Raw genomic sequence first — 22,928 nt, forward strand, 5'->3', positions numbered from 1 at the left:
GGCACTTGCGCATTCTTCGACCGGCCGCGTCCCCTGGAAACGCCTCAGGGGGTGCGGTCGTTGAGGATGCGCTGGAAGAGCCGGTGGTCGCGCCAGGCGCCGTTGATGTGCAGGAATTTCGGCGCGACCCCGTACTCCTCGAAGCCGCATTTGGTGAGGACGCGCTGCGAGGGCACGTTGTCGAGGAGCGTGCCCGCTTCGACGCGGTGCAGGCCGAGCTCGGTGTCCGCGAGGACGCAGGCTTGCTCGACGGCGGCGGTGGCGAGGCCGCGGCCGATGTGGTTCACGTCGATCCAGTAGCCGAGATTCCCGCTGCGCAACGGGCCGAGGACGATGTGGGACAAGGTGACCGAGCCGACGATGTCCCCGTCACGGTCGAGCACCCAGGGAGCCGTCCGCCCGGACCTGCACTCCTCCAGTTGGGCGCGAAGCCTGGCCGCCTGCGCCTGCCGGGTGAAGTAGTCCTCGGGTCTGCTGGGTTCCCACGGCTCCAGATGAGCGCGGCTGCGCAGCCGGGCGTGCGCGAGACCTTCGGCGTCCTCCTGCCGGGCGGGGCGCATGACGACGTCCGGGGTGATGCGGGCGGATTCGGTGATCATGCGCCAAGCCTAGGGAACGTGCCGGATACGGGCTCACCTTCCGCCGGCGACCCGCAGGATCGTCCCGGTCGCGTAGGACGCCTCGGTCGAGAGGAGCCATGCGACGGCCGCCGCGATCTCCTCGGGGTGGCCCGAGCGTCCCAGGGGGATGTTTCCCGCGAGCTTCGCCGGACGCTCCGGGTCCGCGTGGAACTCGGTCCAGATCACGCCGGGCGCGACCGCGTTGACGCGGATGCCGTCCGCCGCGACCTCCTTCGACAGGCCGACGGTCATCGTGTCCACGGCTCCCTTGGCGGCGGCGTAGTGGACGTACTCGCCCGGGGCGCCGAGGGTCGCCGCCGCGGAGGAGATGTTCACGATGCCGCCGCCGACGCCGGTCCGCTTCATGTCGCGGATCGCGCGGCGCGCACAGAGCAGGTAGCCGAGTACGTTCACGTCGAGCGCGCGGCGCATGGCGGCGACGTCGGCCTCCGCGAGGGGGCCCACCGGGGCCCCGATCCCGGCGTTGTTCACGAGCCCCGTGACCGGGCCGAGTTCCGTGGCCGCGGCCTCGAAGAGGCGGTCGACGTCCGCCTCGTCGGCGGTGTCCATCCGGACGGTGAGGCAGCGGGCGCCTGTCGCGCGGACTTCGGCGGCCACCTTTTCGGCGGCGTCGGCGTCGGAGTGGTAGCCGAGGGCGATGTGGTGGCCGTCCTTGGCGAGGCGGGTGGAGATGGCCGCGCCGATGCCGCGGCTGCCGCCGGTCACTACCGTGACGGGGTTGTGCTGCACGTTTCCTCCGGGGGCGGGATCGGGGGTGGGGGTGACGGCGGAGGCCGAACGACTGCTTTCGGCGCTGGGCGCGCCCGGAAACTAGGCCTTTTCGGGGACGACGTTCCCGGTCACGCGGTCCTCGGGGGCGGCCTCGTCCGGCGCCAGGCTGTCCATGAAGGAGGAGACGGAGAACACGGCGCGTCCCGGTCCCGCGGGGCCGTAACCAGGAGGTGAGGAAAGGCCGTTGGCCTCCATCGTCGCGCGGTACGCCTCCAGCAGACGCACGTGGTACTCCAGCGGCGCGCCCAGCGGGTTCGCCTTGCCCAGCGGTGTCGTGGGCTCCGGGCACCAGGTGGTGAAGCGGGGCGTGATGCCGCGCGACATGAAGTACTGCAGCCCCTCGACGGTGGAGTCGATGGCTTCGCCGACCGTCTTGAAGCCGAACGGCTCCGCCATCTCCACGCCCGCGACGAAGTTCGGGATGACGTTGCGCGGCCCGAAGACGTCGGCGGAGTCCAGGATGCGGCGGTGCCACTCGTCACGGCCGACGTAGCGCTCCTTGCCGGGGCAGTAGCGCTCGAACAGGTAGGGGTCCCACACCTCGTAGTTGGGGTGGTAGATCCGCACGCCGTAGTCGTGGAAGCGCTGCACGTCCGCCTTGGGCAGGGCCTGGGCGACGACCTTGCCGATCCAGCGGCCGGGGAAGCGCTCCTCGATGGCCTTCGCGTACTGGCCGTAGAAGTCGGCCTCGTCCTTGCCCTGGAGCTTTGTGGTGATGGCGCCGCCGGTGAGTGTATACGCGGTGGACGACTTGTTCGTGTCGTACTTGTCGATGATGGCGAGGGCTTCGAGGACCTCGTCCATCGGCTTCACGCCGGTGTAGGGGCGACCCGCCGCCTTCTGCTGGCGCCAGTTGTGGTTGATGTCGCAGTACCCGCACTCCTCCTTGGCGCCGAAGTACTGGCAGACCCGGAAGACCGTCAGGTAGATGAGGTAGCCCCACTGGATGGTGGGCGCCACCTCCATCACGGACTTGCCGTTCTCCAGGGTGTGCCGGTAGTAGTCCGGCATCGGGGGCAGGCCGACGTCGGAGATCCGTACGCCGTCGAGGTAGAGGCCGAGTACGCCGTCGTCATCGGCGGCCACGCGGTAGGGCGAGGAGGGGTTCACGCGGACCGAGACGACCGTGCGGCGCAGGTCGTACGGGCCGCCGGTGAGGACGATCTCCTCGGGTGGGCGGCGCAGGGCGGCGGCGCCGAGCTCGGGGAGGGTGCTGTGGTCGAAGGAGAAGATGAAGTACGACTTCGGCTTGACCTCGCCGCCCTCGTTGTCACTGAGCGCGGACTCGTCGAACGCCATCCCGCCCCTGAGCAGGTCCTCCTTGATCACCGCCTCCCGCGGCACCTGCGGGAACCGCTCCATGAGTCCCTCTACGAGCTGGGTACGGCTCTCGCTGCGGCTTGCCATCTGCCGGGCACCTCGGATCCTGTCGGTGAATTGTGCTTTCCCGTGACCCCCACGCTAATACGCGGCTTTTCCGGCGCGGATCCGCCTCCGGTCTCAGCCGCCCTCCGCCCTTCGGCGGTCCCTCCGGCTCCGGCTCCGCGCGGCGGGAACCTGAGGGGGCCGACCTCGCGTTGTCCTTGCATGAACGAGCTGGTTGCCGGGGGGAACGTGCCGCTGCCCGACGGTGCCGTCACCCTGCGGGTGCCCGGCCCCTTCGACCTGTCCGTGATCGTCACGGACGACGGCGGGAAGGTCGCGGGCGACGGCGACTTCGTCTTCTACAACCAGCCCGCCACGGCCGGTGCCCGGCTCCAGGGCGACACGGTCACGGTCGACGGGCGGCGCCTGCGGGCCGGTGCGAGCCGGGTCACCGTGGCCGTGAGCCCCGCGGAGCCCGGCACGCCTCTGGGGCGCCTGCCCGGCATCGCGCTCCAGGTGCACGGGCCCGGCGGCGGGTTGGTGGCACGTTTCACACCGCCTCGCCCCGACCGCGAGACGGTCCTGCTGCTCGCAGAGATCTACCGCCGCGGCCCGGTCTGGAAGCTACGGGCACTGGGCCAGGGGTACGCGGACGGTCTCGCGGGGGTGGCACGCGACTTCGGGGTGGACGTGGCGGAGGACGAGACGACGCAGCCACCTGCGGCTTCCGGTGCGCGGCTGGGCGGTGCTTCGAGTGTGCGGCCGGGCGTGACTTCCGGCGCGCAGCCCGGCGCAGCTTCCGGCGCACGGCCGAACGCTCCTTCCGGCGCGCAGCCCGGCGCTGCTTTCGGAACGCCGCCGGCTGCGGCTGCCGGTGTGCCGGCGCCTTTGCGGGCCGCGTCTTCCGGGCGGCCACTCGTTCCTGCCGGTCGGTCCGCGTCCGCTGAGCCGCCCGCCTCCTTCGGCCCGCCCGGCGCCGACGGATTCCTCCCGCTGGTCAACGCCGCGCGGGCGTCGGCCGGTGCCCCTCCCGTCTCCCTCGACGCCCGGCTGACCGCCGCCGCGGGCGCGCATGCCGCCGGGATGGCGGCGCGGTCCACCCTCAGCTCGGAGCATGCGGACGGCACGTCTCTCTACCAGCGCGTCGTTGCCGGTGGTTACGCGTATCTGGCCATCGGCGAGCATCTGGTCTCCGGGCCTCGCTCGCCCGCGGACTTCGTGGAGTACTGCCTCTCCGGCGAGGAGTCGCGGCTGACGGTGCGGAGCCGCGCGTACACGCACGTCGGGGTGGGCCGCGCCGCCGACCCGCGATCCGGCAATGTCTACTGGACGGCACTGTGGGCGACCCCGTTCAGCGCGCAGGGCCTCGCGGAGTGGGCGGCGGCGGTTCTCCGTCTCACCAACGCCGAACGGACCGCCGCGCGCCTGCGGCCCCTCTCCCCCGACCCGCTCCTGACCGCGGCGGCGCAGGCTCACAGCGCGGACATGGTGGCCCGCGCCTTCTACTCCCACACCTCGCCCGACGGCGGCGAACCCTGGCACCGCGCGTCCGCAGCGGGCAGCACGCACCGCGCGATCGGCGAGAACATCGCCTGCGGGCAGCGCACACCCGCCGAGGTCGTGGACGGCTGGATGAACAGCCCCGGCCACCGGGCCAACATCCTCAAGCCCTCCTTCACCCACCTCGGCGTCGGCTTCGCGGGCGGCGGCTCGGCGGGCACGTACTGGACGCAGTTGTTCGGCGGCTGAGCGGCGGCGGGCGGCACAGCACACTCACCGAGCCACCCGCACCCGCCGGACGGCGTGTGCCTTAAGAGCGGAGAATGCGCGAGGCGGGGCCGTCACGCTCCTGCCACCCCACCACCACTGCCCGCACGAGAGCCCGGTCGGCCGCCGGACCTCAGAGCCGCGCCCTCCGCTCCCCCGGACGGCGTCTCTGCCCGAAGAGCGGAGGGCGCGCGAGGCGGAGCCGTCACGCACCCGCCACACCCACCACCCGCACGAGAGCCCGGCCAGCCGACAGACCCCAAAGCCGTACCCCTCCGCCCCCTCACCCCACCGCCACCGGCACCCCGCTCCGGGCCGACGCATAGCCCGCTGTCACGATCTTCAGCGTGCGCAGGCCCCCCTCGCCGTCGGCCACGTCCATGCCGTCCTTATCCGGGCCGTACAGGAAGGCACGCAGCATTCGTTCGTCCAGGTCGGCGCCGAAGGGGAGTTCCAGGCCCTGGCCGCGGCGTTCGCTGTAGCCGTGGACCGACTGGTCGAAGGCGTCCATCTCCAGGGTCGCCCGCTCGCCCACCACGGTGAGTTCGAGCCCGCCCCACGAGTGGTGGGAACGGGGATGGGACCAGCTGCAGTCGATCGTGGCCACCGAGCCGTTGTCGTAGGTCACGGTGACCAGCCCGCTGGTCTCGGCGTCGACCTCGCCCTCGTACATGCGGTTGTTCGTCTGCGCGTACACGTCGACAGGGCGGGCGTCGCCGAAGAGATCGTCCAGGAGGTCGGCTATGTGAACCGTGTGGTCCATCAGGGCGCCCCCGCCCGCGAGTTCGGGATCGGCGAACCAGCGCCGCGAGCTCGGCATGGAGCCGTTGTTCGCGCCGGTCACGGTCAGGACCCGGCCCACGTCCCCCGACGCGACGGCCGCCTTGACCGCCGCGTACGCCGGGCTGAAGCGGACCGGGAAGGCGACCGCGAGCCGCACGCCGGCCTCCCGGCACGCCGCCAGCATCGCCTCCCCGTCCTCGACCGTCGTGGCCAGCGGCTTCTCGCACAGGACGTCGACGCCGCGGGACGCGGCGAGCTCCACCAGCGGCCGGTGCCGCGCGTTCTCGGAGCAGACGATCACCGCGTCGGGGCCCCAGGCGAAGGCTTCCTCGTACGTCTCCACGTACGCGACCCCCCTCTCCTCGGCGAACGCGCGCCCCCGCACCTCATCGGGCGCGCCCGACCCGCTGTCCGGATCGCTGCCGATCACCTCGACTCCCGGCATCCGGGCAAGGAGCCGCAGGTACGCGGCCGCGTGGACGTGGGCGAACGACAGAACGGCGACCTTCATCGCGTGACCTCCTGGATGACCGTGCGGGCCGCGGACGCCCCGCTCGCTGCGATTTCGACGGCCCGGCCCGTACGGCTCGACTCGGCGGCCGCCTCGGCGATCCGCACCGCCTCGATGCCGTCCCGCGCGCCCACCCGCGGCTCCGGGCCACCCTCCTCCCAGGAGGCCGCGAACTCCCGCAGCTCGGAGAGGTAGGGGCTCTCGGTCATCCGGCTTGACGGGATGCCCTCGTTGGCCGCGCGCACGCCTTGCGCGGTGATCCGGTAGCCCGGCACTGACGTGGAGTCGTGCCGCAGCAGCCCGTCGCCGCCCGCGACACGGAACGTCGTACGGAACTTCTGGTCCGGCAGGCCCCAGAGTCCGGTGAGGTGACTGATCGCGCCGGAGGCGTGGGTGAGGACGGCGGTCGCCGACACGACCTCGGCCCGGTCGCCGCCCGCGGCGTGTTCGACGCCTCGCGTCTGCGCGTGCACGCGGACCACGTCGCCCGCGATCCAGCGGGCGACGTCGATGTCGTGCACCATCAGGTCCATGATGACGCCGCCGGACAGGGCGGGGTCACCGAACCAGGGCGCCCACTGCGGACGTGCCCCGCCACGTGTGAAGCGAAGCACCGCGAGGTCCCCCAACTCCCCCCGCGCGACAGCTTGTTGCATGGCCGCGTACGCCGGGAAGTACCGCACGACGTGGGCGGGATGCAGCCGCACGCCCGCCGCTTCGGCGGCTGCCGCGATCTCCTCGGCGTCCCGCGCGTTCAGCGCGAGGGGCTTCTCGCAGATGACGTGGCGGCCCGCCGCGACGGCCGCGAGGGCGAGGTCCTTGTGGGTCGGGGTGGGGGTGCAGATGTCGACGGCCGTGCAGTCGGCGAACAGTTCGTCGAGACCCGCCACCGCGGTGACCCCGCGGCCCGCGTACTCGGCGGCAAGCTTCTCCGCCGAGCCGTCGACGGTGTGGACGCTGACGCGCGCACCCAGTTCCAGCCAGCCGGGGAGATGGGCGCGGGCGATGCCGCCCGCCCCGATCAGGCCGATGTGAAGCGGTCGCATGAAGGGAGTTACCTTTCCTCGTCGAGTGGGGCTGTGGCGGCTCAGCGGGGTCAGCTCTTGGAGCCGGAAAGCGCGACGCTCTGCACGAAGTGCCGCTGAAGGAAGGCGTAGACGATGAGCATGGGCAGGCTCGCGATGAGCGAACCGGCCATCATCACGGGGTAGTTGGTCTCGAACTGACCCTCCAGCGAGGTCAGTCCGGCGCTGATGGGCATCTTCTGCGGGTCGGTGTTGACGATCAGCGGCCACAGCAGGTCGTTCCACGACCACATCGCGGTGATGACGGCGAGAGCCGCGAGCGCGGGCCGCACCAGCGGCAGCATGATCGACCAGAAGATGCGGAACGAACCCGCGCCGTCGATCCGCGCGGCTTCCTCCAGCTCCTTGGGGAGCGTGAGGAAGAACTGCCGCAGCATGAAGGTCCCGAACGCGCTGAACATGCCCGGCAGGAACAGCGCGGGCGCCGAGTTGAGCAGGCCGAGCCGCTGGATGATGTCGTACTGCGGAAGGACGAGCAGTGAGCTCGGCACCATGAGGACGGACAGGAAGAGCGCGAACAGGACGTTGCGGCCCCGGAATTGCATGCGTGCGAAGGCGTAGGCCGCCAGTGAGCAGAACACCAGCTGCCCGGCCGTGCGCCCCACGGTGTTGAGGACGCTGTTGAACAGCATCTCCTTGAACGGCAGCGCGCCGAAGACCTCTTCGAAGCTCGACCAGTTCCAGGTGTCGGGCAGGAAGGTCGGCGGCACCTTCGCCGTCTCCGCGAGGGACTTGGCGGCCGTGAGCAACTGCCACAGGAAGGGGAAGACCATCACCAGGGCGCCGAGCGAGAGCGCCGCGTGGGTGGCGACCGAACCGGCGTCGAAGCGGCGGCGGGCGGACGGTCGTACGGAGGACTCACGCATAGTGCACCCACCTCTTCTGCAGCCTGAACTGCACCAGCGTCAGCGCCGCGATGATCAGCATGAGCAGGAAGGCGAGCGCGGCGGCGGCGCCCTGGGCGTTCTCGATGAAGGCCCATTTGTAGAAGAGGCTCACCACGGACTGGGTGTCGCCGATCGCGGGGTTCTTCTCGGCCATCATGATGTAGATCAGGTCGAAGGTCTGCAGCGAGTTGATCATGCAGATGATGGACGCGAAGAAGATCGTGGGGCTGAGCAGCGGCAGCGTGATCGTGAAGAAGCGGCGCAGCGGCCCGGCGCCGTCCAGCTCCGCGGCTTCGTAGTAGTCCTGCGGGATGCCCTTGATGCCCGCCATGAAGATGATCAAGTAGTAGCCGGTGGTCGACCAGACCATGACGGTGCCGATCGCGTAGACCGCGGTCGAGGGGTCGGAGACCCAGTAGCGGCGGTCGGCGCCGAACCACTCGAAGACTTCGTTGATCAGTCCGTAGTCGCCGTTGTAGAGCCAGTTCCAGACGAGACCCACGGCGACGGGCAGCGTGACGAACGGGATGAAGTACAGGGCGCGGTAGACCGGGACGCCGCGCAGTCCACGCCGGTTGAGCAGCGCCGCGACGCCGATCGCGACCGGCAGGGCGAGCAGCCCGATGGCGCAGTAGATCAGGGTGTTGCCGAGTGCCTGCCAGACGGTGACGTCCTTGAGGACCCGCACGTAATTGTCCGTGCCGATCCAGGTGTTGCCGCCGAACGCCCCGAATTCGGTGAAGCTGAAGTAGAAGGTCTGGAGCAGCGGCCAGAAGTAGAAGACAGCGAAGCCGATGCCGAGCGGCGCGATGAAGAGGTAAGCCCCGCGCTGGTTACGGGACTTGGGCGCGGCACCGTGCGCCGGCCTGGTGCGGCTCGCCTTCTTCGCCGCCGCCGTGGAGGGAAAGACACTCATCATGCGCGCTCCTCCTTCAGGGCCCGGTCCATCTGCTCGCCCAGGGTGCGTGCGGCGCTCTCGATGCCGCCCTTTCCGCTGAACGCGGCGCCCAGGAGCGGGTATTGGAGGTTCTCCCAGACCGCGGTGTTCTTCGAGCTCGGGTACGGCACGGCGTACTCCAGCATCTCGATGTAGTGCTTCAGGTCGAACTCGGGCATCGACTTGAGCCAGGCGTCCTGCGTCCCTTCGTACGAGGAGATGGTGATGCCTGCCGACGCCTGGATCTCCGCGGCCTTGCGGCCCGCCATGAAATGGACGAACTTCCAGGCCGCCGCCTTCTTCCGGCTCTTGGCGGAGATGACGTTGGCGAGCCCGTGGATGATGGTGGCCCGTTCCCGGCCCTTGGGCAGGACGGTGACGCCTGCGTGGTCCTTGAGCGCGGGAACGGCGTGGTACTGCCCGGAGAACGCGGATATCTCGTAGACCATGGCGGCCTTCTCCGACCAGAAGCGGTTGCGGGCCTTGGACTCGACCATCGCGCTCTGCGGCGGCGACCAGCCGCGGTCGATCATGTCGGTCCAGTAGCGCAGCCCCTCGATGGAGCGCTCGTCGCCGAAGCCGGACTTCCCGTCCTCCAGGACGTGGCCGCCCGCTCCGTGGATGGCGGGGTAGAGCTGGGCCTGGCGGTCCATCTCGGCGGCCATGCCGTGCACGCGCTCGCGTGGGTCGGTGAGTTCGGCTGCCGCGTCGCGCACGTCGTCCCACGTCCACGTCGCGTCCGGGTACTTGATGCCGGCCTTGTCGAAGAGCGCCTTGTTGTACCAGAGGCCGATGGTGTCGAAGTCCTTCGGTATGCCGTACTGCGTGCCCTGGTAGGCGTAGATCTTCACGAGCGAATCGGGGTGCCGGTCCACGGGGGTCCGGTCGCTCTCGATGTGTCCGCTCAGGGGCTCCAGGACGCCGCTGGACGCGTACAGCTGCAGATTGACCGCGTTCATCCAGAACACGTCGGGTGCCGTGCCGCCGCGCATCGACGTCTTGAGGGTGGTCCAGTAGCTCGACCAGGGCGTCAGCTCCATGCGCACGGAGATGCCGGGGTTCTCCTTCTCGAAGGCGTCGATCACCTTCTGCAGCCCCGGCACCTGGGCCACGTCCCACACCCCGTACGAGAGGGTGGTGCGTCCACCGCTCCCCTTGCCGTCGTCGCTCTCGCCGGAGCAGGCGGCGAGCAGGGGCGCCGCCATCGCTCCGTACAACAGAGTCCTCCTGCGCATGAGCGCCTCCCTTCAGGACTGGTCAGAGGGCGGGGTCCGAGTCCGCGTCCGTCAGGAGATCGGACTCGACCCGGTCAAGTGCCTTGCGTACGGCGCCGATCGCGACGCCTTGTTCGCCGAGCGTGCTCAGTGCGATGCGCGGGACGTGCAGGGTCAGCGGGCGCAGCCGTTCCTCGATCAGCGGCACGAGGTGGCCGCCGAGCGGGGTCGCGCCGCCGGTGAGCACCACGAGCTCCGGGTCGACGGCGAGGGCGAGGGCGGCGATGCCCGGCGTGATGCGGTCGGCGAAGTCCGCGACGGCCGCGAGGGCGCGGGGGTCGCCGGTGTCCGCGGCGCGGGCGAGTGCGGCCACCTCGGACTCGCCGGAGCGCCGGTCGCCCTGCCAACCGAGCGCCTCCTGCGCGGTGTTCATGCCGAGCAGCGGCAGCAGGCCGAGCTCGCCCGCGCCGCCCCGTCTCCCCCGGTGCAGTCGCCCGCCGATGGTGAGGCTGCACGCCACGCGGTGGCCGGTCAGGACGCAGACGACGTCGTGCGCGAGGGTGGCGGCTCCCTGCCAGCGTTCGGCGAGTACGGCGAGGTTCACGTCGTTCTCGACGAGGGTGTGCCCCGCCTCCCCGTCGCAGAGGAGCCGCCCGAGGTCGACGCCGGACCATTCGGGGATGACGTGGGAGGTGATGGTGCCGCCCGCGTCGACGACGCCGGGTACGCCCACGCAGCGGGCGAGGATGTCGTCGCGCCGTACGGAGTGCGCGTCCAGGAAGGCTTCGAGCCCCCTGCGCAGCAGGTCGAGACGCTGGGCTCCGCCCAGCTCCGGGTCGATGTCGTCGCGCCGCACGGCGAGCACCGTTCCGCCGAGGTCGGCGAGGAGCAGCACCATCTTGTGCAGGCCGATGTCGGCGCCCACGACACAGCCCGCCTCCACGCGGAAGCGGAACCGTCGGGCGGGGCGTCCTGGGGCTCGCTCGCTCCCGTCGCGCTCGGCCTCCCCCGCCCAGCCGTGCGCGGTCAGCTCCTCGACGGCGGATTCCACGGTGGGCCGGGAGAGCCCGGTGCCGGCGGCGAGCTCCGCGAGCGTCTGGGGGCTGCGGCGGTGCAGGGCACGCAGCACGACGGTGGTGTTCAGTCGGCGCAGCGAGGCGAGATCGTGCCCCCGTGTCCCGTTCCGCAACACTTCTTCACCTCATGTCGAGGCCGGGACAGCGCTGTTGACCAGTGGGTCAACCGCTTGGCCCGGAGATTACGGAGGAGACTTGCATATACATGGTCGGCGGGGAACCCCCTGTGCGGGGCCGGAATCACGCCTCATTTCCCTGGCGACACCTCGGGTGGCACCTCCGGCAGACGCCGGTGCCGCTGTACGCCGGGTTGGGACGCAAGGCGTAGCCGCAGGGCGGCACGGTCGCCTGACCTGATGTCAGGTGATTCGGCGCGGGATGTCGGACATCAGCCCGCGCCCGGTGAGTTGAGGGCAAGCTGGGTGCGGGCCCCCGGCAACGGCGCCGCACCCATGGGGCAGGATGACGCTCGCGCCGGACCTGAACACGCGTCCGGCGCGCCCGCACAACCTGGAGAATGAACTGATGGAGCGAGCGCTCACATGGCACGACCTGATCACTGCCGGTATAGCGGTGGCCGTCGGCATCGCGGCGGGTCTGCTGCTGCGGATGACCCTGCGGTGGCTGGGCGAGCGGGCCAGCAGGACCCGGTGGAGCGGCGATGACGTCATCGTCGATGCCGTGCGCACGCTGGTCCCCTGCGCGGCGATCACCGCGGGGGCGGCCGTCGCCGCCGCCGCCCTTCCGCTCACCCCCAGGACCGGCCGCAACGTCTCGATGACGCTGACCGCCCTGCTCGTCCTGGCCGGGACCCTGACGGCGGCCCGCGTGGTCACCCGCCTGGTGAAGTCCCTCGCGCAGTCCCGGTCGGGCGTCGCGGGCTCGGCGACGATCTTCGTCAACATCACCCGTGTCGTCGTGCTCGCGATGGGCTTCCTCGTCGTACTGCAGACGCTCGGCGTCTCCATCGCTCCGCTGCTCACGGCCCTTGGCGTGGGCGGCCTCGCGGTGGCCCTGGCTCTCCAGGACACCCTGGCCAACCTCTTCGCGGGCGTACACATCCTCGCCGCCAAGACGGTGCAGCCGGGTGACTACATCAAGCTCAGCAGCGGCGAGGAGGGCTATGTCGTCGACATCAACTGGCGCAACACGGTGGTGCGTCAGCTGTCGAACAACCTCGTCATCATCCCCAACGCCCAGCTCGCGGGCACCAACATGACCAACTTCAGCCGCCCCGAGCAGGACCTGTCCATCATGGTCCAGGTCGGCGTCAGCTACGACAGCGACCTGGAGCAGGTCGAGCGCGTCACGACCGAGGTCGTGGAGAGCGTCATGAAGGACGTCGACGGCGCCCTTCCGGAGCATGAACCGGCCGTGCGTTTCCACACGTTCGGCGACTCCAGGATCAGCTTCACGGTGATCCTGGGCGTGGGTGAGTTCAGCGACCAGTACCGCATCAAGCACGAGTTCATCAAGCAGCTGCACCAGCGCTACCGCGCCGAGGGCATCCGGGTGCCCGCCCCGGTCAGGACGGTGAACGTCCAGCAGGGCGAGCTGCCGCCGGGCCTGATCCCGCACCAGCGCGAGGCCACGGCGCCGACGAAGTCGGTGCAGTAGCGGATCGGCCGGGCGACTCGGAGGGGGTTTGACAGGTCCATACGACGCAGATCATGATTCCATTAATTGTTTAATGGAATCGAGAGAGGCGCGCGTGGACATGACTCTTGCCGACCCCACCGAGGCCGCAGGCCCTCTGAGCGCGACCGCGCTCGAGGCCCGCGGCCTGGGCAAGCGCTATCGCCGCGGCTGGGCGCTGCGCGACTGCTCCTTCCGGCTCCCCGCCGGGCGGATCTGCGGTCTCGTCGGCCCCAACGGCGCCGGAAAGAGCACCCTGTTGGGGCTCGCGACCCGCTTGGTGGCCCCGACCGAGGGCGAACTGCGCATCTTCGGCGTGCCGGTGGACGACCCGGCCGCGATGCCCCGGTTCGCCTTCCTCTCTCAGGACAAGCCGCTGTTCAAGCGGTTCACCGTGGCCGAGACGGTGCGCATGGGCAGCGAACTCAACCCCGGCTGGGACATGGCGGCCGCCGAGCGGATCGTGCGCTCCGGCAACGTCCCGATGAACGCCAAGGTCGGCACGCTCTCCGGCGGACAGCGCACCCGCGTGGCCTTCGCGCTCGCCTTCGGCAAACGTCCCGATCTGCTGCTGCTCGACGAGCCCATGGCCGACCTGGACCCGCTGGCCAGGGACGAGATGAGTTCCCTGCTGATGTCGGAGGCCGTCGAGCGCGGCACGACCGTGGTGATGTCCTCCCACATGCTCTCCGAGCTGGAGGACATGTGCGACTACCTCCTGGTCATCGCGGACGGCCGGCTCAGGATGGCGGGCGACACCGATGAACTGGTCCCGGCGCACGCCCTGGTGACCGGGCTCGCCCCCGACGGCACGCCGCCCGCGGACCTCGCCCCGCACACGGTGGTCGAATTCCGCGTCCAGGGACGCCAGTTCCGTGCCCTCGTCCGCCCCCACGGGCCGCTGGCCCCCGACTGGGAGGTGTCCGAGCCGAGCCTGGAGGAAGTCCTGCTCGCCCACCTCCGTACGCCGGACGCGGAGCCGCTGTTCACGCACGACGCACGTATCGAGGCCGAGGGGATCACCGCCGCATGAGCACCACCCTGACCGAGCAGCCGCGCACGGAGCGGTCCGCCGAGAAGCCGGGTCTGCTGCACGGACTCACCTGGCTCGTCCTGCGCCAGCACCGCACCACGACGTGGATCGTCGTGGCCCTGGTCGTGCTCGGCTCGGCCGCGATCATCTACGAGCGCGGCCAGATGGCCGACATGCTCGCCGGTCTCGGCTGGCCCGGCAAGGACGTCAGCCTGTCGCAGGCCCCGGATAGTTACGAGTACATCGCCGAGGCCCTGGGCGCCCTGCCCATCGTCCTCGGTGTCTTCATCGGCGCCCCGCTGATCGCGAGCGACCAGGAACACGGCACCGCACACTTGGTCACCACGCAGTCGGTGCAGCGCCGCCGCTGGCTCGCCGCCAAGCTGATCTGGTGCCTCGCGCTCGTCCTGGTGGCCACCCTCGTGCTCTCCACGCTCTTCTTCTGGTGGTGGGAGCCCTACCGCGACCTCCTCCTCTCGGAATGGCTCTCGGGATCGGTGTTCGACAACACGGGCCCCGTGCTCGCGGTGCTCTCCCTCTTCCTCACCATCAGCGGCATCGCAATCGGCATGCTTTTGCGCCGGGTACTGCCCGCCATGCTGGCCACCTTCTTCTTCGCCCTGGTCGTCCAGGTGGCCTGGGGCGAGTTCCGGGACCGTCTCGCCACCCCGCGCACCATCACCTGGCCGCTGAACGGCGACACGCCGAACCTCGTCAACAGCAGCAGTGTCGTCGAGGCGGACCGCTGGGTCGGCACCGCGGACGGGCAGCTCTACCCCTGGAGCACCTGCGTCGAGGCGACCGAGAAGGCCAGCACCGCCTGCGCCAAGGAGCACGGGATCGTCAACAACGTGGTCGAGTACTTCGGCTACGACCAGATGCCGGGCATGCAGTGGACCGGCGCCGCGGTGCTGCTCGGAGCGACCGCCGCCGTGGCGGTGTTCGTCCTGTGGTGGGCCTCGCGGCGGCCCCTCTAGGACACCGGGAACGACACGAACGTAAAGTGTCCGCAAACGAGCAGAGAGTGGGGACAGTGGTCGAATTCCGCATCGACCGGCGCAGCGGTGTGGCCACGTACCTCCAGATCGTGCGCCAGGTCGAACAGGCCCTGCGCATGGGCGCGTTGGTGGAGGGCGACCGGCTGCCCACGGCGGCCCAGGTCGCCGCGGCCACCAAGGTGAACCCGAACACGACGCTCAAGGCGTACCGCGAGCTGGAGCGCGCGGGCCTGGCCGAGGTGCGCCAGGGGGCCGGCACGTTCATCACCCGCTCCCTCGCCCGCCCCCAGGCGGGTCCCGACTCGCCCCTGCAGAGCTCCCTGACGGAGTGGATGGAGCAGGCGCGGTCCGCAGGCCTCACGGGCTCGGACGTCACGGCGCTGTTCGAGGCGGTGCACGCGGCCACCTTCCAGGGGGACGCGCCCACCTTCCAGGAGGACGCGGCCGGCTGAGCCGGGTGTCACAGGGCCGCCCTCGACAAACCCCGTAAGCAACCGCTTAGTATCGGGTGTGCGGGGCCCTCTGCCCCGGGATCGGTACCGCCGTCACCCCATGGAGAAACCGCATGGCATCCCTGCTCCTGTCCCGTCGCGACCTCGACTTCCTGCTGTACGAGTGGCTCGACGTGCCCGCGCTCACCGGCCGGGAGCGGTACGCGGACCACTCCCGGGAGACCTTCGACGCCGCGCTCGAACTGAGCGAGCAGATCGCCACGCGGCACTTCGCCCCGCACAACAAGAAGAACGACGCCCAGGAGCCCACCTTCGACGGGGAGCGGGTGCACATCATCCCCGAGGTGAAGGAAGCGCTGCGGGTCTTCGGGGACTCGGGGCTCCTGGCCAGTGCCATGGACCACGAGATCGGCGGCGGGCAGCTGCCCGCCGTGGTGGCGCAGGCCTGCTTCGCGTGGTTCCAGGCGGCGAACGTCGGCACGGCCGCGTATCCCTTCCTGACCATGGGAAACGCCAATCTGCTCCTCGCGCACGCGTCGAAGGAACAGATCGAGATCTTCGTGCGCCCCATGGTGGAGGGGCGATTCCTGGGGACGATGTGCCTGTCGGAGCCGCAGGCGGGCTCGTCGCTCGCCGACGTGCGGACGCGGGCCGAGGAGCAGGCGGACGGAACGTACCGCCTCTTCGGGAACAAGATGTGGATCTCCGGCGGTGAGCACGAGCTCTCGGAGAACATCGTGCATCTGGTGCTCGCCCGGATTCCGGGCGGTCCGCCCGGTGTGAAGGGGCTCTCGCTGTTCATCGTGCCCAAGGTGCTCGTCGGCGACGACGGGTCGCTCGGCGAGCGCAACGACGTCGTGCTCGCGGGCCTCAACCACAAGATGGGCTATCGGGGGACGACCAACACCCTGCTGAACTTCGGCGAGGGCGCCCACCGTCCCGGCGGTGAGCCCGGCGCGGTCGGCCATCTCATCGGCGAGGCCAACCGCGGTCTCGCGTACATGTTCCACATGATGAACGAGGCCCGGATCGGCGTGGGTCTCGGCGCCACCGCGCTCGGCTACACCGGCTATCTGCACGCCCTGGACTACGCGCGCACCCGCCCGCAGGGCCGTCCGCTCGCGGCCAAGGACCCCGCTTCGGCGCAGGTCCCGATCATCGAGCACGCCGACGTGCGCAAGATGCTCCTCGCCCAGAAGGCTTACGTGGAAGGCGCGTTGGCGCTCAACCTGTACTGCGGGCGGTTGCTCGACGAGCAGAACACCGGTACTTCGCCGCAGGCGCGCGAGGAGGCCAAGCTGCTCCTCGACGTGCTCACGCCCATCGCCAAGAGCTGGCCCTCGCAGTGGTGCCTCGAGGCCAACAACCTGGCGATCCAGGTGCACGGCGGCTACGGCTACACGCGCGAGTACAACGTCGAGCAGTTCTACCGCGACAACCGCCTCAACCCCATCCACGAGGGCACGCACGGCATCCACGGCCTCGATCTGCTCGGCCGCAAGGTGATCATGGACGGCGGCAGCGGCCTTCGGCTGCTCGTCGAGCGGATCTCGCGGACGTCTGCCCGCGCCGCCGCGGCGGGCGGCTCCGCTTCCGGGTACGGACGGGCGCTCGACGCGTCCGCCGCGCGCGCGGTGGAGGTGACCCAGCGGCTCTGGTCGACCGGCGACCCGCAGACGGCGCTCGCCAACGCGAGCGTCTACCTCGAAGCGGTCGGGCACGTGGTCGTCGCCTGGATGTGGCTGGAGCAGATGCTCGCGGCGGAGCCCGGCACCGAGGACTTCCACGCCGGCAAGCGCGCCGCCTGCCGCTACTTCTTCCGCCATGAACTGCCGAAGACGGAGGCCCAGTTCACGCTCCTGGAGAGCCTGGACCGGACCGCGCTCGAACTGGACGAGAACGCCTTCTGACCCAGAAGTAGAGGAACACCGAGCACACCGCCGCGAACGCGCACCACGTGGAGATGTACTCGCGACGCCACAGCAGCACGCACACCGCCGCCCCGACGGCGACCAGGACGCCGAAGAGGACCAGGCCCCGGTCGCCGGAGATGAGCAGGGAGCCGACGGTGGCGATCAGGTATCCGGCGATGATCAGCTCGGGCCGGGGCAGGCCGAGCGCGTATCCGACCGTGTGGCCGCGGATGTCGGCCGTCACGGTGCGGGTCGCCAGGTGGTAGGAGAGGACCGCCGCCGTCGCCAACCCCGCCGCGAGGGGGATCAGCAGGCGGCGGCGGGCGCTCGGCGGTGCCGCGCACAGCACCGCCACGGGCAGCCACAGCGCCAGCAGCGGCAAGGCGATCACGGCCCAGGTGACGGTGGCCCACCCCGCGCCGCCGTCGTTCCGCCAGACCTCGGACTCGATGAGCTGGTGGGCGCCGAGCAGCAGCGGCAGCGCGGCGATCGGCAGATCGCGCGGCCGTCCCCCACGCGCCGCGCGGGCCACGCAGGCGACCCCCACGGCGGCCACACCCACGCCCGCCACGAGATCGGCCGTCGCGCTCCAGCACATGGACCTCACGCTACGACCCCCGCCACACCGGGGCGCGGCAGGCGGTCCACCGGGGTTACCCGAGGGCGCGCACCGAGCCCGCTCCTCCCCGTCGCCCGTACCGAGACCCGCCACCCCCGTCTCATCTCGTACCGTACGGACAGAAAGGAGGGGCCCTCACAAGCGACATGAGTAAAACGCGTACGCTTACGTCATCGATCACAGGAGATCGTTCCCTCGTTCCCTGCCAGGAGGACACATGACCTCGGCGTCACAGACCGCGCGCACACCCCAGACCCTCGACCGCCCCTTCAGCGTCGGCAGCCTCACCCTGCCCAACCGCATCGTGATGGCCCCCATGACCAGGGATTTCTCGCCGGGCGGCGTACCGGGCGCGGACGTGGCGGAGTACTACGCGCGCCGGGCCGCCGCCGGGGTCGGCCTGATCATCACCGAGGGGACGTACGTCGATCACGTCTCGGCCGGCACGAGCGACCGGGTCCCGCGCTTCTACGGCGATGACGCCCTCGAAGGCTGGCGCAAGGTGGTCGACGCGGTGCACGGCGCGGGCGGGAAGATCATTCCGCAGCTCTGGCACGTCGGCATCACGCGCGACGAGGGCAAGGGCCCGGTGCCGTCCGCACCCGCGGCGGGCCCCTCCGGCATCGACCTGGACGGGCAGCCCAAGGGCAGCACGCTGACCGCCGACGACCTCGCCGACGTGATCCGCGCGTTCGCCGACGCCGCTGCCGCCGCCGAGCGCATCGGCTTCGACGGCGTCGAACTGCACGGCGCGCACGGCTACTTGATCGACCAGTTCCTCTGGGAGCGCACCAACCGCCGCACGGACGGCTACGGCGGCGACATCGAGGCCCGCACCCGTTTCGCCGCGGAGATCGTCGCTGCCGTACGCGCCGCCGTCTCGCCCGACTTCCCCGTCTTCTTCCGGCTCTCGCAGTGGAAGGCCGGCAGCTACGACGCGAAGCTCGCCCAGTCCCCCGAGGAGCTGGAGCGCATGCTCACCCCGCTGGTGAACGCGGGCGTCGACGTCCTGCACGCCTCCACCCGGCGCTACTGGGAGCCCGAGTTCGAGGGCAGCGACCTCAACCTCGCGGGCTGGGTCAAGAAGGTGTCCGGAGTTCCGGTGGTCACCGTGGGCTCGGTCGGCCTCGACCAGGTGTTCATCGGTTCGCAGGGCTGGGCGGCGCCGTCCGCCGCGACCGGCATCGAGCCGCTCATCGACCGCCTCGAGCGGGACGAGTTCGACCTGGTGGCAGTGGGGCGCGCCCTCATCGCCGACCCGGAGTGGGCGGCCAAGGCGCTGGAGGACCGGCTCGGTGACGCGCTGCCCTTCGACAAGTCGCTCCTCAAGAGCCTGGTCTGAGCGAGCCCGATCGGCGGCCACCCATGGCGACAGCAGTCAATCCCATACGCTGCTGTCGCCCTCGGTCGCGTACGATGTGCGCATGACCTGGCCTGCCACCGAGCGCTACCTCCCTACCGCCGTTCCCGGCGGCCTGGGGCTCGTGCAGGACATCCTGAACACCGCGCCGACGGGCCACGCCCCCGAGGCCGATCTCCTCGGGGACGTGGCCGCCGCGCAGGGCTGGGTGTCCGTCGCGCTCCCCACCTGGGCCGAGAGGACGGGACGCACGGCGGTGCGGCTCACCCTCACCGAGGAGGACCTGCCCAAGCTGCGGCAGCTGCGCGAACAGCTGCGCCGCGCCCTGCTCTCCCGGTGCGGCACGACGAGCGGCGAGACCGCCCGCTTCACCTCCTGCGCCCTCCAGGTGAACCTGCACGGCGACGCCGCCCTGACCACCGAGCCCGAGGGCGAGGGCTGGCGCTGGCTGACGTCCGCCGTGCTGTGCGAGGCGCTGCTCGCCCAGACCACCGGAGAGTGGCGCCGCCTGAAGATCTGCCGCAACGAACGCTGCGCCACGGCGTTCTACGACCGCTCCCGCAACAACAGCGGCGTCTGGCACTCCACCCGCGACTGCGGCAACGCCGCGAACCTGCGGGCCTCGCGCCAACGCCGCCGCGCGGGCGCGCAGCCGGAACCGGAGCCGGCGCCCGAGCCCGCGCCGGACGGTCAGGCGTAGAGCCGCCGGGGCCTGCCGACCGCGACGAGCCTCAACTGCCGTACTCCACCAGGCTGGTGGGCGTCACGACACGGAGCGCCGGACGCGGCTGGGCGGGCGCGGCTATGCGGGCACGGTGTCCTGCTCGGCGGGCTCGGGCAGCTCCCGGATGCCCGGCACGGGCGACGGCAGGAGCCACAGGACCGCGAGGACCGCTCCGGCCGTGCCGATCCAGAGCGTGGGGCGCAGGCCGATGGCCGTGCCGAGCACACCCGCGGTCATCGCCCCCAGCGGGCGGAAGCCGTGGTTCAGGGTGCGGAAGGCGCCCATCACCCGCGAGCGGATGGTCAGCGGGATCAGCACCATCTGGAGTGACGCGGAGGCGATGTCGATGACCATCACACCGACGCAGCTGAGGAATTCGGCGGCGAAGAGCATGACGACGATCAGCGGCAGCGGGCCGTCGGCAAGCGGCACGAGCAGCAGGGGCAGGGTGAACCCGACGGAGCCGCAGAGAATCGAGGGGCCGATGCCGATACGCCGCACGACCCTGCCGCTGCACACTGCGCCGATCACACCACCGACGGCACCCGCGCTCAGTACCGCGCCGAGTACGCTCGCGCCCAGGCCGAGTTCGACCGTCACGTACAGCACGAAGAGCGTATGGAACATGTAGTTGAAGAACTGGATGGTTCCGGACCACGCGAACAGCGCTCGCATCGAGGGCTCCTTGACCACCCACCGCAGGCCCGCCGTGAAGTGTCCCTTGCCGACGGGCTCGGGCACGGGCTCCACGGGGTCGATGCGCGCGAGGAAGTGGGCCGAGACGAGATAGGTGAAGGCGTCGGCAAGCAGCGCGAAGGGTGCGGTGAGGAACTGCACGAGGAGTCCGCCGGCTCCTGGCCCGGCCAGCCAGGACATCGAACGGGAGCCGCTGACGAGCGAGTTGGCCTGCACATAGCGCTCCTTGGACACGAGTACCACGAACAGGGTGTTGTTGCAGGCATCGAAGAGCACGGTCAGCGCACCGACCGCGAACGCCGTCACATAGAGCTGCCCGAGCGTGAGGGCGTCGAGCAGGTACGCGACCGGGAGCGTCACGAGCAGCACCGCGCGCGCCACATCGGCGGCGATCATGGCGCGCCGCCGCCGGGCCTGCCGGTCGGCCCACGCGCCGAGGGGCAGGTTGAGCAGGAGCGCGGGCAGCAACTCGACGGTCTTGAGCCAGCCCATCTCCGCGGCGTCGGCGCCGAGGACGAGCACGGCGGCGAGCGGGATGGCGATCAGTGAGATCTCGCCGCCGATGAGCGAGACCGTCTGCCCGGTCCAGTAGCGCCGGAAGGTCCGCTCCCGCAGCAGCTCGGGTATGCGCTCCCGGAGCTTCACGCGCCGGCCTCCGGGCCGTCAGCCTCCGTGCCGTCACCCGCTTCGTTGGCGCCCGGGGCTTCCTCCGGGATCTCCCGGTCGGCGAAAGCGAGCCGCACCACGCTGATGGGGAGCGCGCCTTCGGGGCGCAGGTCCGGGTCGCTCTCGCGGTCCTCGTAGGGCCGCAGCAGCGCCTCGATGCGTGCGTTGATGCCGGAGAGTTCCTCGGCGGTGAGGTGGAGGAGGGAGTCACTGAACTGCTCCGCCTCACGCCAGGCGCGCGGCAACAGGTGGCGTTGCTCCATCGCCCGGACGGCCCGCTCGAAGTACCGCCGGGCGACCGCCGCGCTCAGCGCGTCCGAGGCCTCGGCCACGGACGGGTCCTCGCTGTAGCCGGGCCAGTCGGTGAACCGGGCGGTCGCCTGCCACGGCTTCTCGCGCCCCCGGCCCCCCTGCGCCTCCTCGACGAGCCCGTACTTCGCCAGTATCCGCAGGTGGTACGAGCAGCTGGCCACGGATTCGCCGGTCAGCTCGGCGGCACGGGTGGCCGTGAAGGGTCCGCTCCGCCGCAGCAGACCGACCAGGGCCATGCGCGTGGGGTGGGCGTAGGCCCGCAGGGCGCGGGGGTCGGTGAGGTGAATGCTGCGCTCGGTCGGCCTGGGGTTGTCGCGAGCTTCCGGGGTCTCCTCCATGATGTAAAGCTATCTTTAGAAAGACTTCTTTACAAGGCTCCCACGGGCTGCACCGGAGCCCGGATCCGGCTGGCGGGTACCCGCCCCCTGACCCACCATCGAGGCACATCGGAGGAAGGGACCGCCCAGTGGCCAAGGACAAGAAGGACCAGAAGAAGCAGGGCAAGAAGGCCAGGAAGGGCAACGCCACCCGGGGCACCCCCAGCCCCGCGCCCTCCGCCCCGCCGCTCCGCGAACTCCTCCGCATCCCCGAGGGCGAGCGCGTCAGCCTCACCTCGTACGCAGCCGACGCGACCCCCGGCGGGCCGGTGGACAAGACCGCCGGCCTCCTCGCCACCGCCCGGATGGGCGAACGGCTCGCCGACCTGCAGGAGCGGCTCTACGCGGCAAGCACCGCGGGTGACCGCCGCCGCGTGCTGCTCGTCCTGCAGGGCATGGACACGAGCGGCAAGGGCGGCACGGTCAAGCACGTCATCGGCCAGTTCAACCCCTCCGGCTGCCGCATCCGCGCCTTCAAGACGCCCACGCCCGAGGAGTTGAGCCACCCCTTCCTCTGGCGCATCTCGCAGGCGCTCCCCGTGCCCGGCGAGATCGGCATCTTCGACCGCTCACACTACGAGGACGTCCTGATCGCCCGCGTACGCGAACTGGTCCCGCCCAGCGACCTCGGCCGCCGCTACGGCAGGATCAACAACTTCGAGCAGAGCCTCACCGACGACGGCGTCACCGTCATCAAGTGCTTCCTGCACATCTCGTACGAACAGCAGCGCCGCCGCCTGCTCGAACGTCTCGACAACCCGGACAAGCACTGGAAGTTCAGTCCGGGCGACATCGAGGAGCGCGCCCTGTGGCCCGCCTACCAGGAGGCGTACGAGATCGCGCTCGAGCGCTGCTCCACGGCGGACTCCCCCTGGTACCTCATCCCGGCAGACCGCAAGTGGTACCGCAACTGGGCGATCAGCGGGCTGCTCCTGGAGCACCTGACCGCGCTTGATCCGCAGTATCCGAAGGCGGACTTCGACGTCGCCGAGGCCAGGAAGCAACTCCTGCACGACGGTTGAGACGCAACAACGGATCTTAGGCACAAGATCGGACAGAAGTTACTTCTAGGTATGCAGTGACTTAGTGCGCCACTAGCAGTAGAA

General features: G+C 70.6%; 21 protein-coding genes. 9 read left to right on the top strand and 12 right to left on the bottom strand.

The window, feature by feature from the left end; all coding sequences use genetic code 11:
* Nucleotides 1–44: 44 nt before the first annotated feature.
* The 3 genes from ACZ5U5_RS38220 to ACZ5U5_RS38230 all read right to left on the bottom strand — a co-directional run bounded on the left by ACZ5U5_RS38220 (nucleotide 45) and on the right by ACZ5U5_RS38230 (nucleotide 2,819).
* Nucleotides 45–599 (bottom strand): GNAT family N-acetyltransferase, encoded by a 555-nt coding sequence (locus ACZ5U5_RS38220; protein WP_469031101.1) that lies wholly within the window; start codon nucleotides 597–599, stop codon nucleotides 45–47.
* A gap of 33 nt (nucleotides 600–632) precedes the next feature.
* Entirely contained in the window at nucleotides 633–1,370 is a 738-nt protein-coding gene (locus tag ACZ5U5_RS38225) for an SDR family oxidoreductase (RefSeq protein WP_469031103.1), read from the bottom strand.
* Between the two features lie 81 nt (nucleotides 1,371–1,451).
* Nucleotides 1,452–2,819 (bottom strand): radical SAM protein, encoded by a 1,368-nt coding sequence (locus ACZ5U5_RS38230; protein ID WP_469031104.1) that lies wholly within the window; start codon nucleotides 2,817–2,819, stop codon nucleotides 1,452–1,454.
* Nucleotides 2,820–2,999: 180 nt separating this feature from the next.
* Here ACZ5U5_RS38230 and ACZ5U5_RS38235 point away from each other — a divergent pair, with 180 nt between their 5' ends.
* Nucleotides 3,000–4,526 (top strand): CAP domain-containing protein, encoded by a 1,527-nt coding sequence (locus ACZ5U5_RS38235; RefSeq protein WP_469031106.1) that lies wholly within the window; start codon nucleotides 3,000–3,002, stop codon nucleotides 4,524–4,526.
* Nucleotides 4,527–4,827: 301 nt separating this feature from the next.
* Here ACZ5U5_RS38235 and ACZ5U5_RS38240 read toward each other — a convergent pair whose 3' ends face one another.
* The 6 genes from ACZ5U5_RS38240 to ACZ5U5_RS38265 are packed head-to-tail and all read right to left on the bottom strand — an operon-like array spanning nucleotide 4,828 to nucleotide 11,153.
* Entirely contained in the window at nucleotides 4,828–5,838 is a 1,011-nt protein-coding gene (locus ACZ5U5_RS38240) for a Gfo/Idh/MocA family protein (protein WP_469031107.1), read from the bottom strand.
* Nucleotides 5,835–6,884, bottom strand: coding sequence for a Gfo/Idh/MocA family protein (locus ACZ5U5_RS38245; RefSeq protein ID WP_469031109.1), 1,050 nt, complete (start codon nucleotides 6,882–6,884; stop codon nucleotides 5,835–5,837). The genes ACZ5U5_RS38240 and ACZ5U5_RS38245 overlap by 4 nt, the downstream gene beginning before the upstream one ends.
* A gap of 50 nt (nucleotides 6,885–6,934) precedes the next feature.
* Nucleotides 6,935–7,789 carry a carbohydrate ABC transporter permease gene (locus tag ACZ5U5_RS38250; RefSeq protein WP_469031110.1) on the bottom strand — a complete coding sequence of 285 codons (855 nt, stop codon included), beginning with the start codon at nucleotides 7,787–7,789 and terminating at the stop codon, nucleotides 6,935–6,937.
* On the bottom strand, nucleotides 7,782–8,726 hold the full coding sequence (locus ACZ5U5_RS38255) for a carbohydrate ABC transporter permease (protein ID WP_469031112.1): 945 nt from the start codon (nucleotides 8,724–8,726) through the stop codon (nucleotides 7,782–7,784). Before ACZ5U5_RS38255 ends, ACZ5U5_RS38250 begins: the two co-directional genes overlap by 8 nt.
* On the bottom strand, nucleotides 8,726–9,982 hold the full coding sequence (locus ACZ5U5_RS38260) for an ABC transporter substrate-binding protein (RefSeq protein ID WP_469031113.1): 1,257 nt from the start codon (nucleotides 9,980–9,982) through the stop codon (nucleotides 8,726–8,728). The genes ACZ5U5_RS38255 and ACZ5U5_RS38260 overlap by 1 nt, the downstream gene beginning before the upstream one ends.
* Before the next feature lie 22 nt (nucleotides 9,983–10,004).
* Nucleotides 10,005–11,153, bottom strand: coding sequence for an ROK family protein (locus ACZ5U5_RS38265; protein WP_469031114.1), 1,149 nt, complete (start codon nucleotides 11,151–11,153; stop codon nucleotides 10,005–10,007).
* Nucleotides 11,154–11,562: 409 nt separating this feature from the next.
* Here ACZ5U5_RS38265 and ACZ5U5_RS38270 point away from each other — a divergent pair, with 409 nt between their 5' ends.
* The 5 genes from ACZ5U5_RS38270 to ACZ5U5_RS38290 all read left to right on the top strand — a co-directional run bounded on the left by ACZ5U5_RS38270 (nucleotide 11,563) and on the right by ACZ5U5_RS38290 (nucleotide 17,065).
* Complete coding sequence (locus ACZ5U5_RS38270; RefSeq protein WP_469031116.1) at nucleotides 11,563–12,654, top strand: mechanosensitive ion channel family protein; 1,092 nt, start codon at nucleotides 11,563–11,565, stop codon at nucleotides 12,652–12,654.
* Nucleotides 12,655–12,754: 100 nt separating this feature from the next.
* Nucleotides 12,755–13,705 carry an ABC transporter ATP-binding protein gene (locus ACZ5U5_RS38275; RefSeq protein WP_469031248.1) on the top strand — a complete coding sequence of 317 codons (951 nt, stop codon included), beginning with the start codon at nucleotides 12,755–12,757 and terminating at the stop codon, nucleotides 13,703–13,705.
* Nucleotides 13,702–14,682 carry an ABC transporter permease gene (locus ACZ5U5_RS38280; protein WP_469031117.1) on the top strand — a complete coding sequence of 327 codons (981 nt, stop codon included), beginning with the start codon at nucleotides 13,702–13,704 and terminating at the stop codon, nucleotides 14,680–14,682. Before ACZ5U5_RS38275 ends, ACZ5U5_RS38280 begins: the two co-directional genes overlap by 4 nt.
* A 47-nt stretch (nucleotides 14,683–14,729) precedes the next feature.
* On the top strand, nucleotides 14,730–15,155 hold the full coding sequence (locus ACZ5U5_RS38285; RefSeq protein ID WP_469031118.1) for a GntR family transcriptional regulator: 426 nt from the start codon (nucleotides 14,730–14,732) through the stop codon (nucleotides 15,153–15,155).
* 113 nt (nucleotides 15,156–15,268) lie between these two features.
* The gene (locus ACZ5U5_RS38290) at nucleotides 15,269–17,065 is read left to right on the top strand and encodes an acyl-CoA dehydrogenase (protein ID WP_469031120.1); all 1,797 of its coding nucleotides are present in this window, start codon (nucleotides 15,269–15,271) and stop codon (nucleotides 17,063–17,065) included.
* Here the strand turns inward: ACZ5U5_RS38290 and ACZ5U5_RS38295 are convergent.
* On the bottom strand, nucleotides 17,007–17,666 hold the full coding sequence (locus ACZ5U5_RS38295) for a DUF6629 family protein (RefSeq protein WP_469031121.1): 660 nt from the start codon (nucleotides 17,664–17,666) through the stop codon (nucleotides 17,007–17,009). The genes ACZ5U5_RS38290 and ACZ5U5_RS38295 overlap by 59 nt on opposite strands.
* Before the next feature lie 238 nt (nucleotides 17,667–17,904).
* Here ACZ5U5_RS38295 and ACZ5U5_RS38300 point away from each other — a divergent pair, with 238 nt between their 5' ends.
* Entirely contained in the window at nucleotides 17,905–19,029 is a 1,125-nt protein-coding gene (locus ACZ5U5_RS38300; RefSeq protein WP_469031122.1) for an NADH:flavin oxidoreductase, read from the top strand.
* Between the two features lie 82 nt (nucleotides 19,030–19,111).
* On the top strand, nucleotides 19,112–19,747 hold the full coding sequence (locus tag ACZ5U5_RS38305; RefSeq protein ID WP_469031124.1) for a CGNR zinc finger domain-containing protein: 636 nt from the start codon (nucleotides 19,112–19,114) through the stop codon (nucleotides 19,745–19,747).
* A 102-nt stretch (nucleotides 19,748–19,849) separates the two neighbouring features.
* On the opposite strand, the gene ACZ5U5_RS38310 is transcribed toward ACZ5U5_RS38305, so the two are convergent.
* Both ACZ5U5_RS38310 and ACZ5U5_RS38315 read right to left on the bottom strand, forming a co-directional pair.
* Complete coding sequence (locus ACZ5U5_RS38310; protein ID WP_469031125.1) at nucleotides 19,850–21,112, bottom strand: MFS transporter; 1,263 nt, start codon at nucleotides 21,110–21,112, stop codon at nucleotides 19,850–19,852.
* The gene (locus ACZ5U5_RS38315; RefSeq protein ID WP_469031126.1) at nucleotides 21,109–21,783 is read right to left on the bottom strand and encodes a winged helix-turn-helix domain-containing protein; all 675 of its coding nucleotides are present in this window, start codon (nucleotides 21,781–21,783) and stop codon (nucleotides 21,109–21,111) included. The genes ACZ5U5_RS38310 and ACZ5U5_RS38315 overlap by 4 nt, the downstream gene beginning before the upstream one ends.
* Nucleotides 21,784–21,911: 128 nt before the next feature.
* On the opposite strand from ACZ5U5_RS38315, the gene ACZ5U5_RS38320 reads away from it, so the two are divergent.
* Nucleotides 21,912–22,844, top strand: a complete 933-nt coding sequence (locus ACZ5U5_RS38320) for a polyphosphate kinase 2 family protein (RefSeq protein ID WP_469031128.1) — start codon at nucleotides 21,912–21,914, stop codon at nucleotides 22,842–22,844.
* Nucleotides 22,845–22,928 lie beyond the last annotated feature (84 nt).

Source organism: Streptomyces sp. NPDC033177 (assembly GCF_055577715.1).

What these genes read in the sequence shown, in the direction of transcription:
- ACZ5U5_RS38300 (WP_469031122.1), top strand. Translation starts at nt 17,905, where the DNA reads ATGACCTCGGCGTCACAGACCGCGCGCACACCCCAGACCCTCGACCGC.
- ACZ5U5_RS38315 (WP_469031126.1), bottom strand. Translation starts at nt 21,783, where the DNA reads ATGGAGGAGACCCCGGAAGCTCGCGACAACCCCAGGCCGACCGAGCGC.
- ACZ5U5_RS38220 (WP_469031101.1), bottom strand. Translation starts at nt 599, where the DNA reads ATGATCACCGAATCCGCCCGCATCACCCCGGACGTCGTCATGCGCCCC.
- ACZ5U5_RS38250 (WP_469031110.1), bottom strand. Translation starts at nt 7,789, where the DNA reads ATGCGTGAGTCCTCCGTACGACCGTCCGCCCGCCGCCGCTTCGACGCC.
- ACZ5U5_RS38280 (WP_469031117.1), top strand. Translation starts at nt 13,702, where the DNA reads ATGAGCACCACCCTGACCGAGCAGCCGCGCACGGAGCGGTCCGCCGAG.
- ACZ5U5_RS38290 (WP_469031120.1), top strand. Translation starts at nt 15,269, where the DNA reads ATGGCATCCCTGCTCCTGTCCCGTCGCGACCTCGACTTCCTGCTGTAC.
- ACZ5U5_RS38270 (WP_469031116.1), top strand. Translation starts at nt 11,563, where the DNA reads ATGGAGCGAGCGCTCACATGGCACGACCTGATCACTGCCGGTATAGCG.
- ACZ5U5_RS38230 (WP_469031104.1), bottom strand. Translation starts at nt 2,819, where the DNA reads ATGGCAAGCCGCAGCGAGAGCCGTACCCAGCTCGTAGAGGGACTCATG.
- ACZ5U5_RS38305 (WP_469031124.1), top strand. Translation starts at nt 19,112, where the DNA reads ATGACCTGGCCTGCCACCGAGCGCTACCTCCCTACCGCCGTTCCCGGC.
- ACZ5U5_RS38245 (WP_469031109.1), bottom strand. Translation starts at nt 6,884, where the DNA reads ATGCGACCGCTTCACATCGGCCTGATCGGGGCGGGCGGCATCGCCCGC.
- ACZ5U5_RS38240 (WP_469031107.1), bottom strand. Translation starts at nt 5,838, where the DNA reads ATGAAGGTCGCCGTTCTGTCGTTCGCCCACGTCCACGCGGCCGCGTAC.
- ACZ5U5_RS38260 (WP_469031113.1), bottom strand. Translation starts at nt 9,982, where the DNA reads ATGCGCAGGAGGACTCTGTTGTACGGAGCGATGGCGGCGCCCCTGCTC.
- ACZ5U5_RS38235 (WP_469031106.1), top strand. Translation starts at nt 3,000, where the DNA reads ATGAACGAGCTGGTTGCCGGGGGGAACGTGCCGCTGCCCGACGGTGCC.
- ACZ5U5_RS38255 (WP_469031112.1), bottom strand. Translation starts at nt 8,726, where the DNA reads ATGAGTGTCTTTCCCTCCACGGCGGCGGCGAAGAAGGCGAGCCGCACC.
- ACZ5U5_RS38295 (WP_469031121.1), bottom strand. Translation starts at nt 17,666, where the DNA reads ATGTGCTGGAGCGCGACGGCCGATCTCGTGGCGGGCGTGGGTGTGGCC.
- ACZ5U5_RS38275 (WP_469031248.1), top strand. Translation starts at nt 12,755, where the DNA reads ATGACTCTTGCCGACCCCACCGAGGCCGCAGGCCCTCTGAGCGCGACC.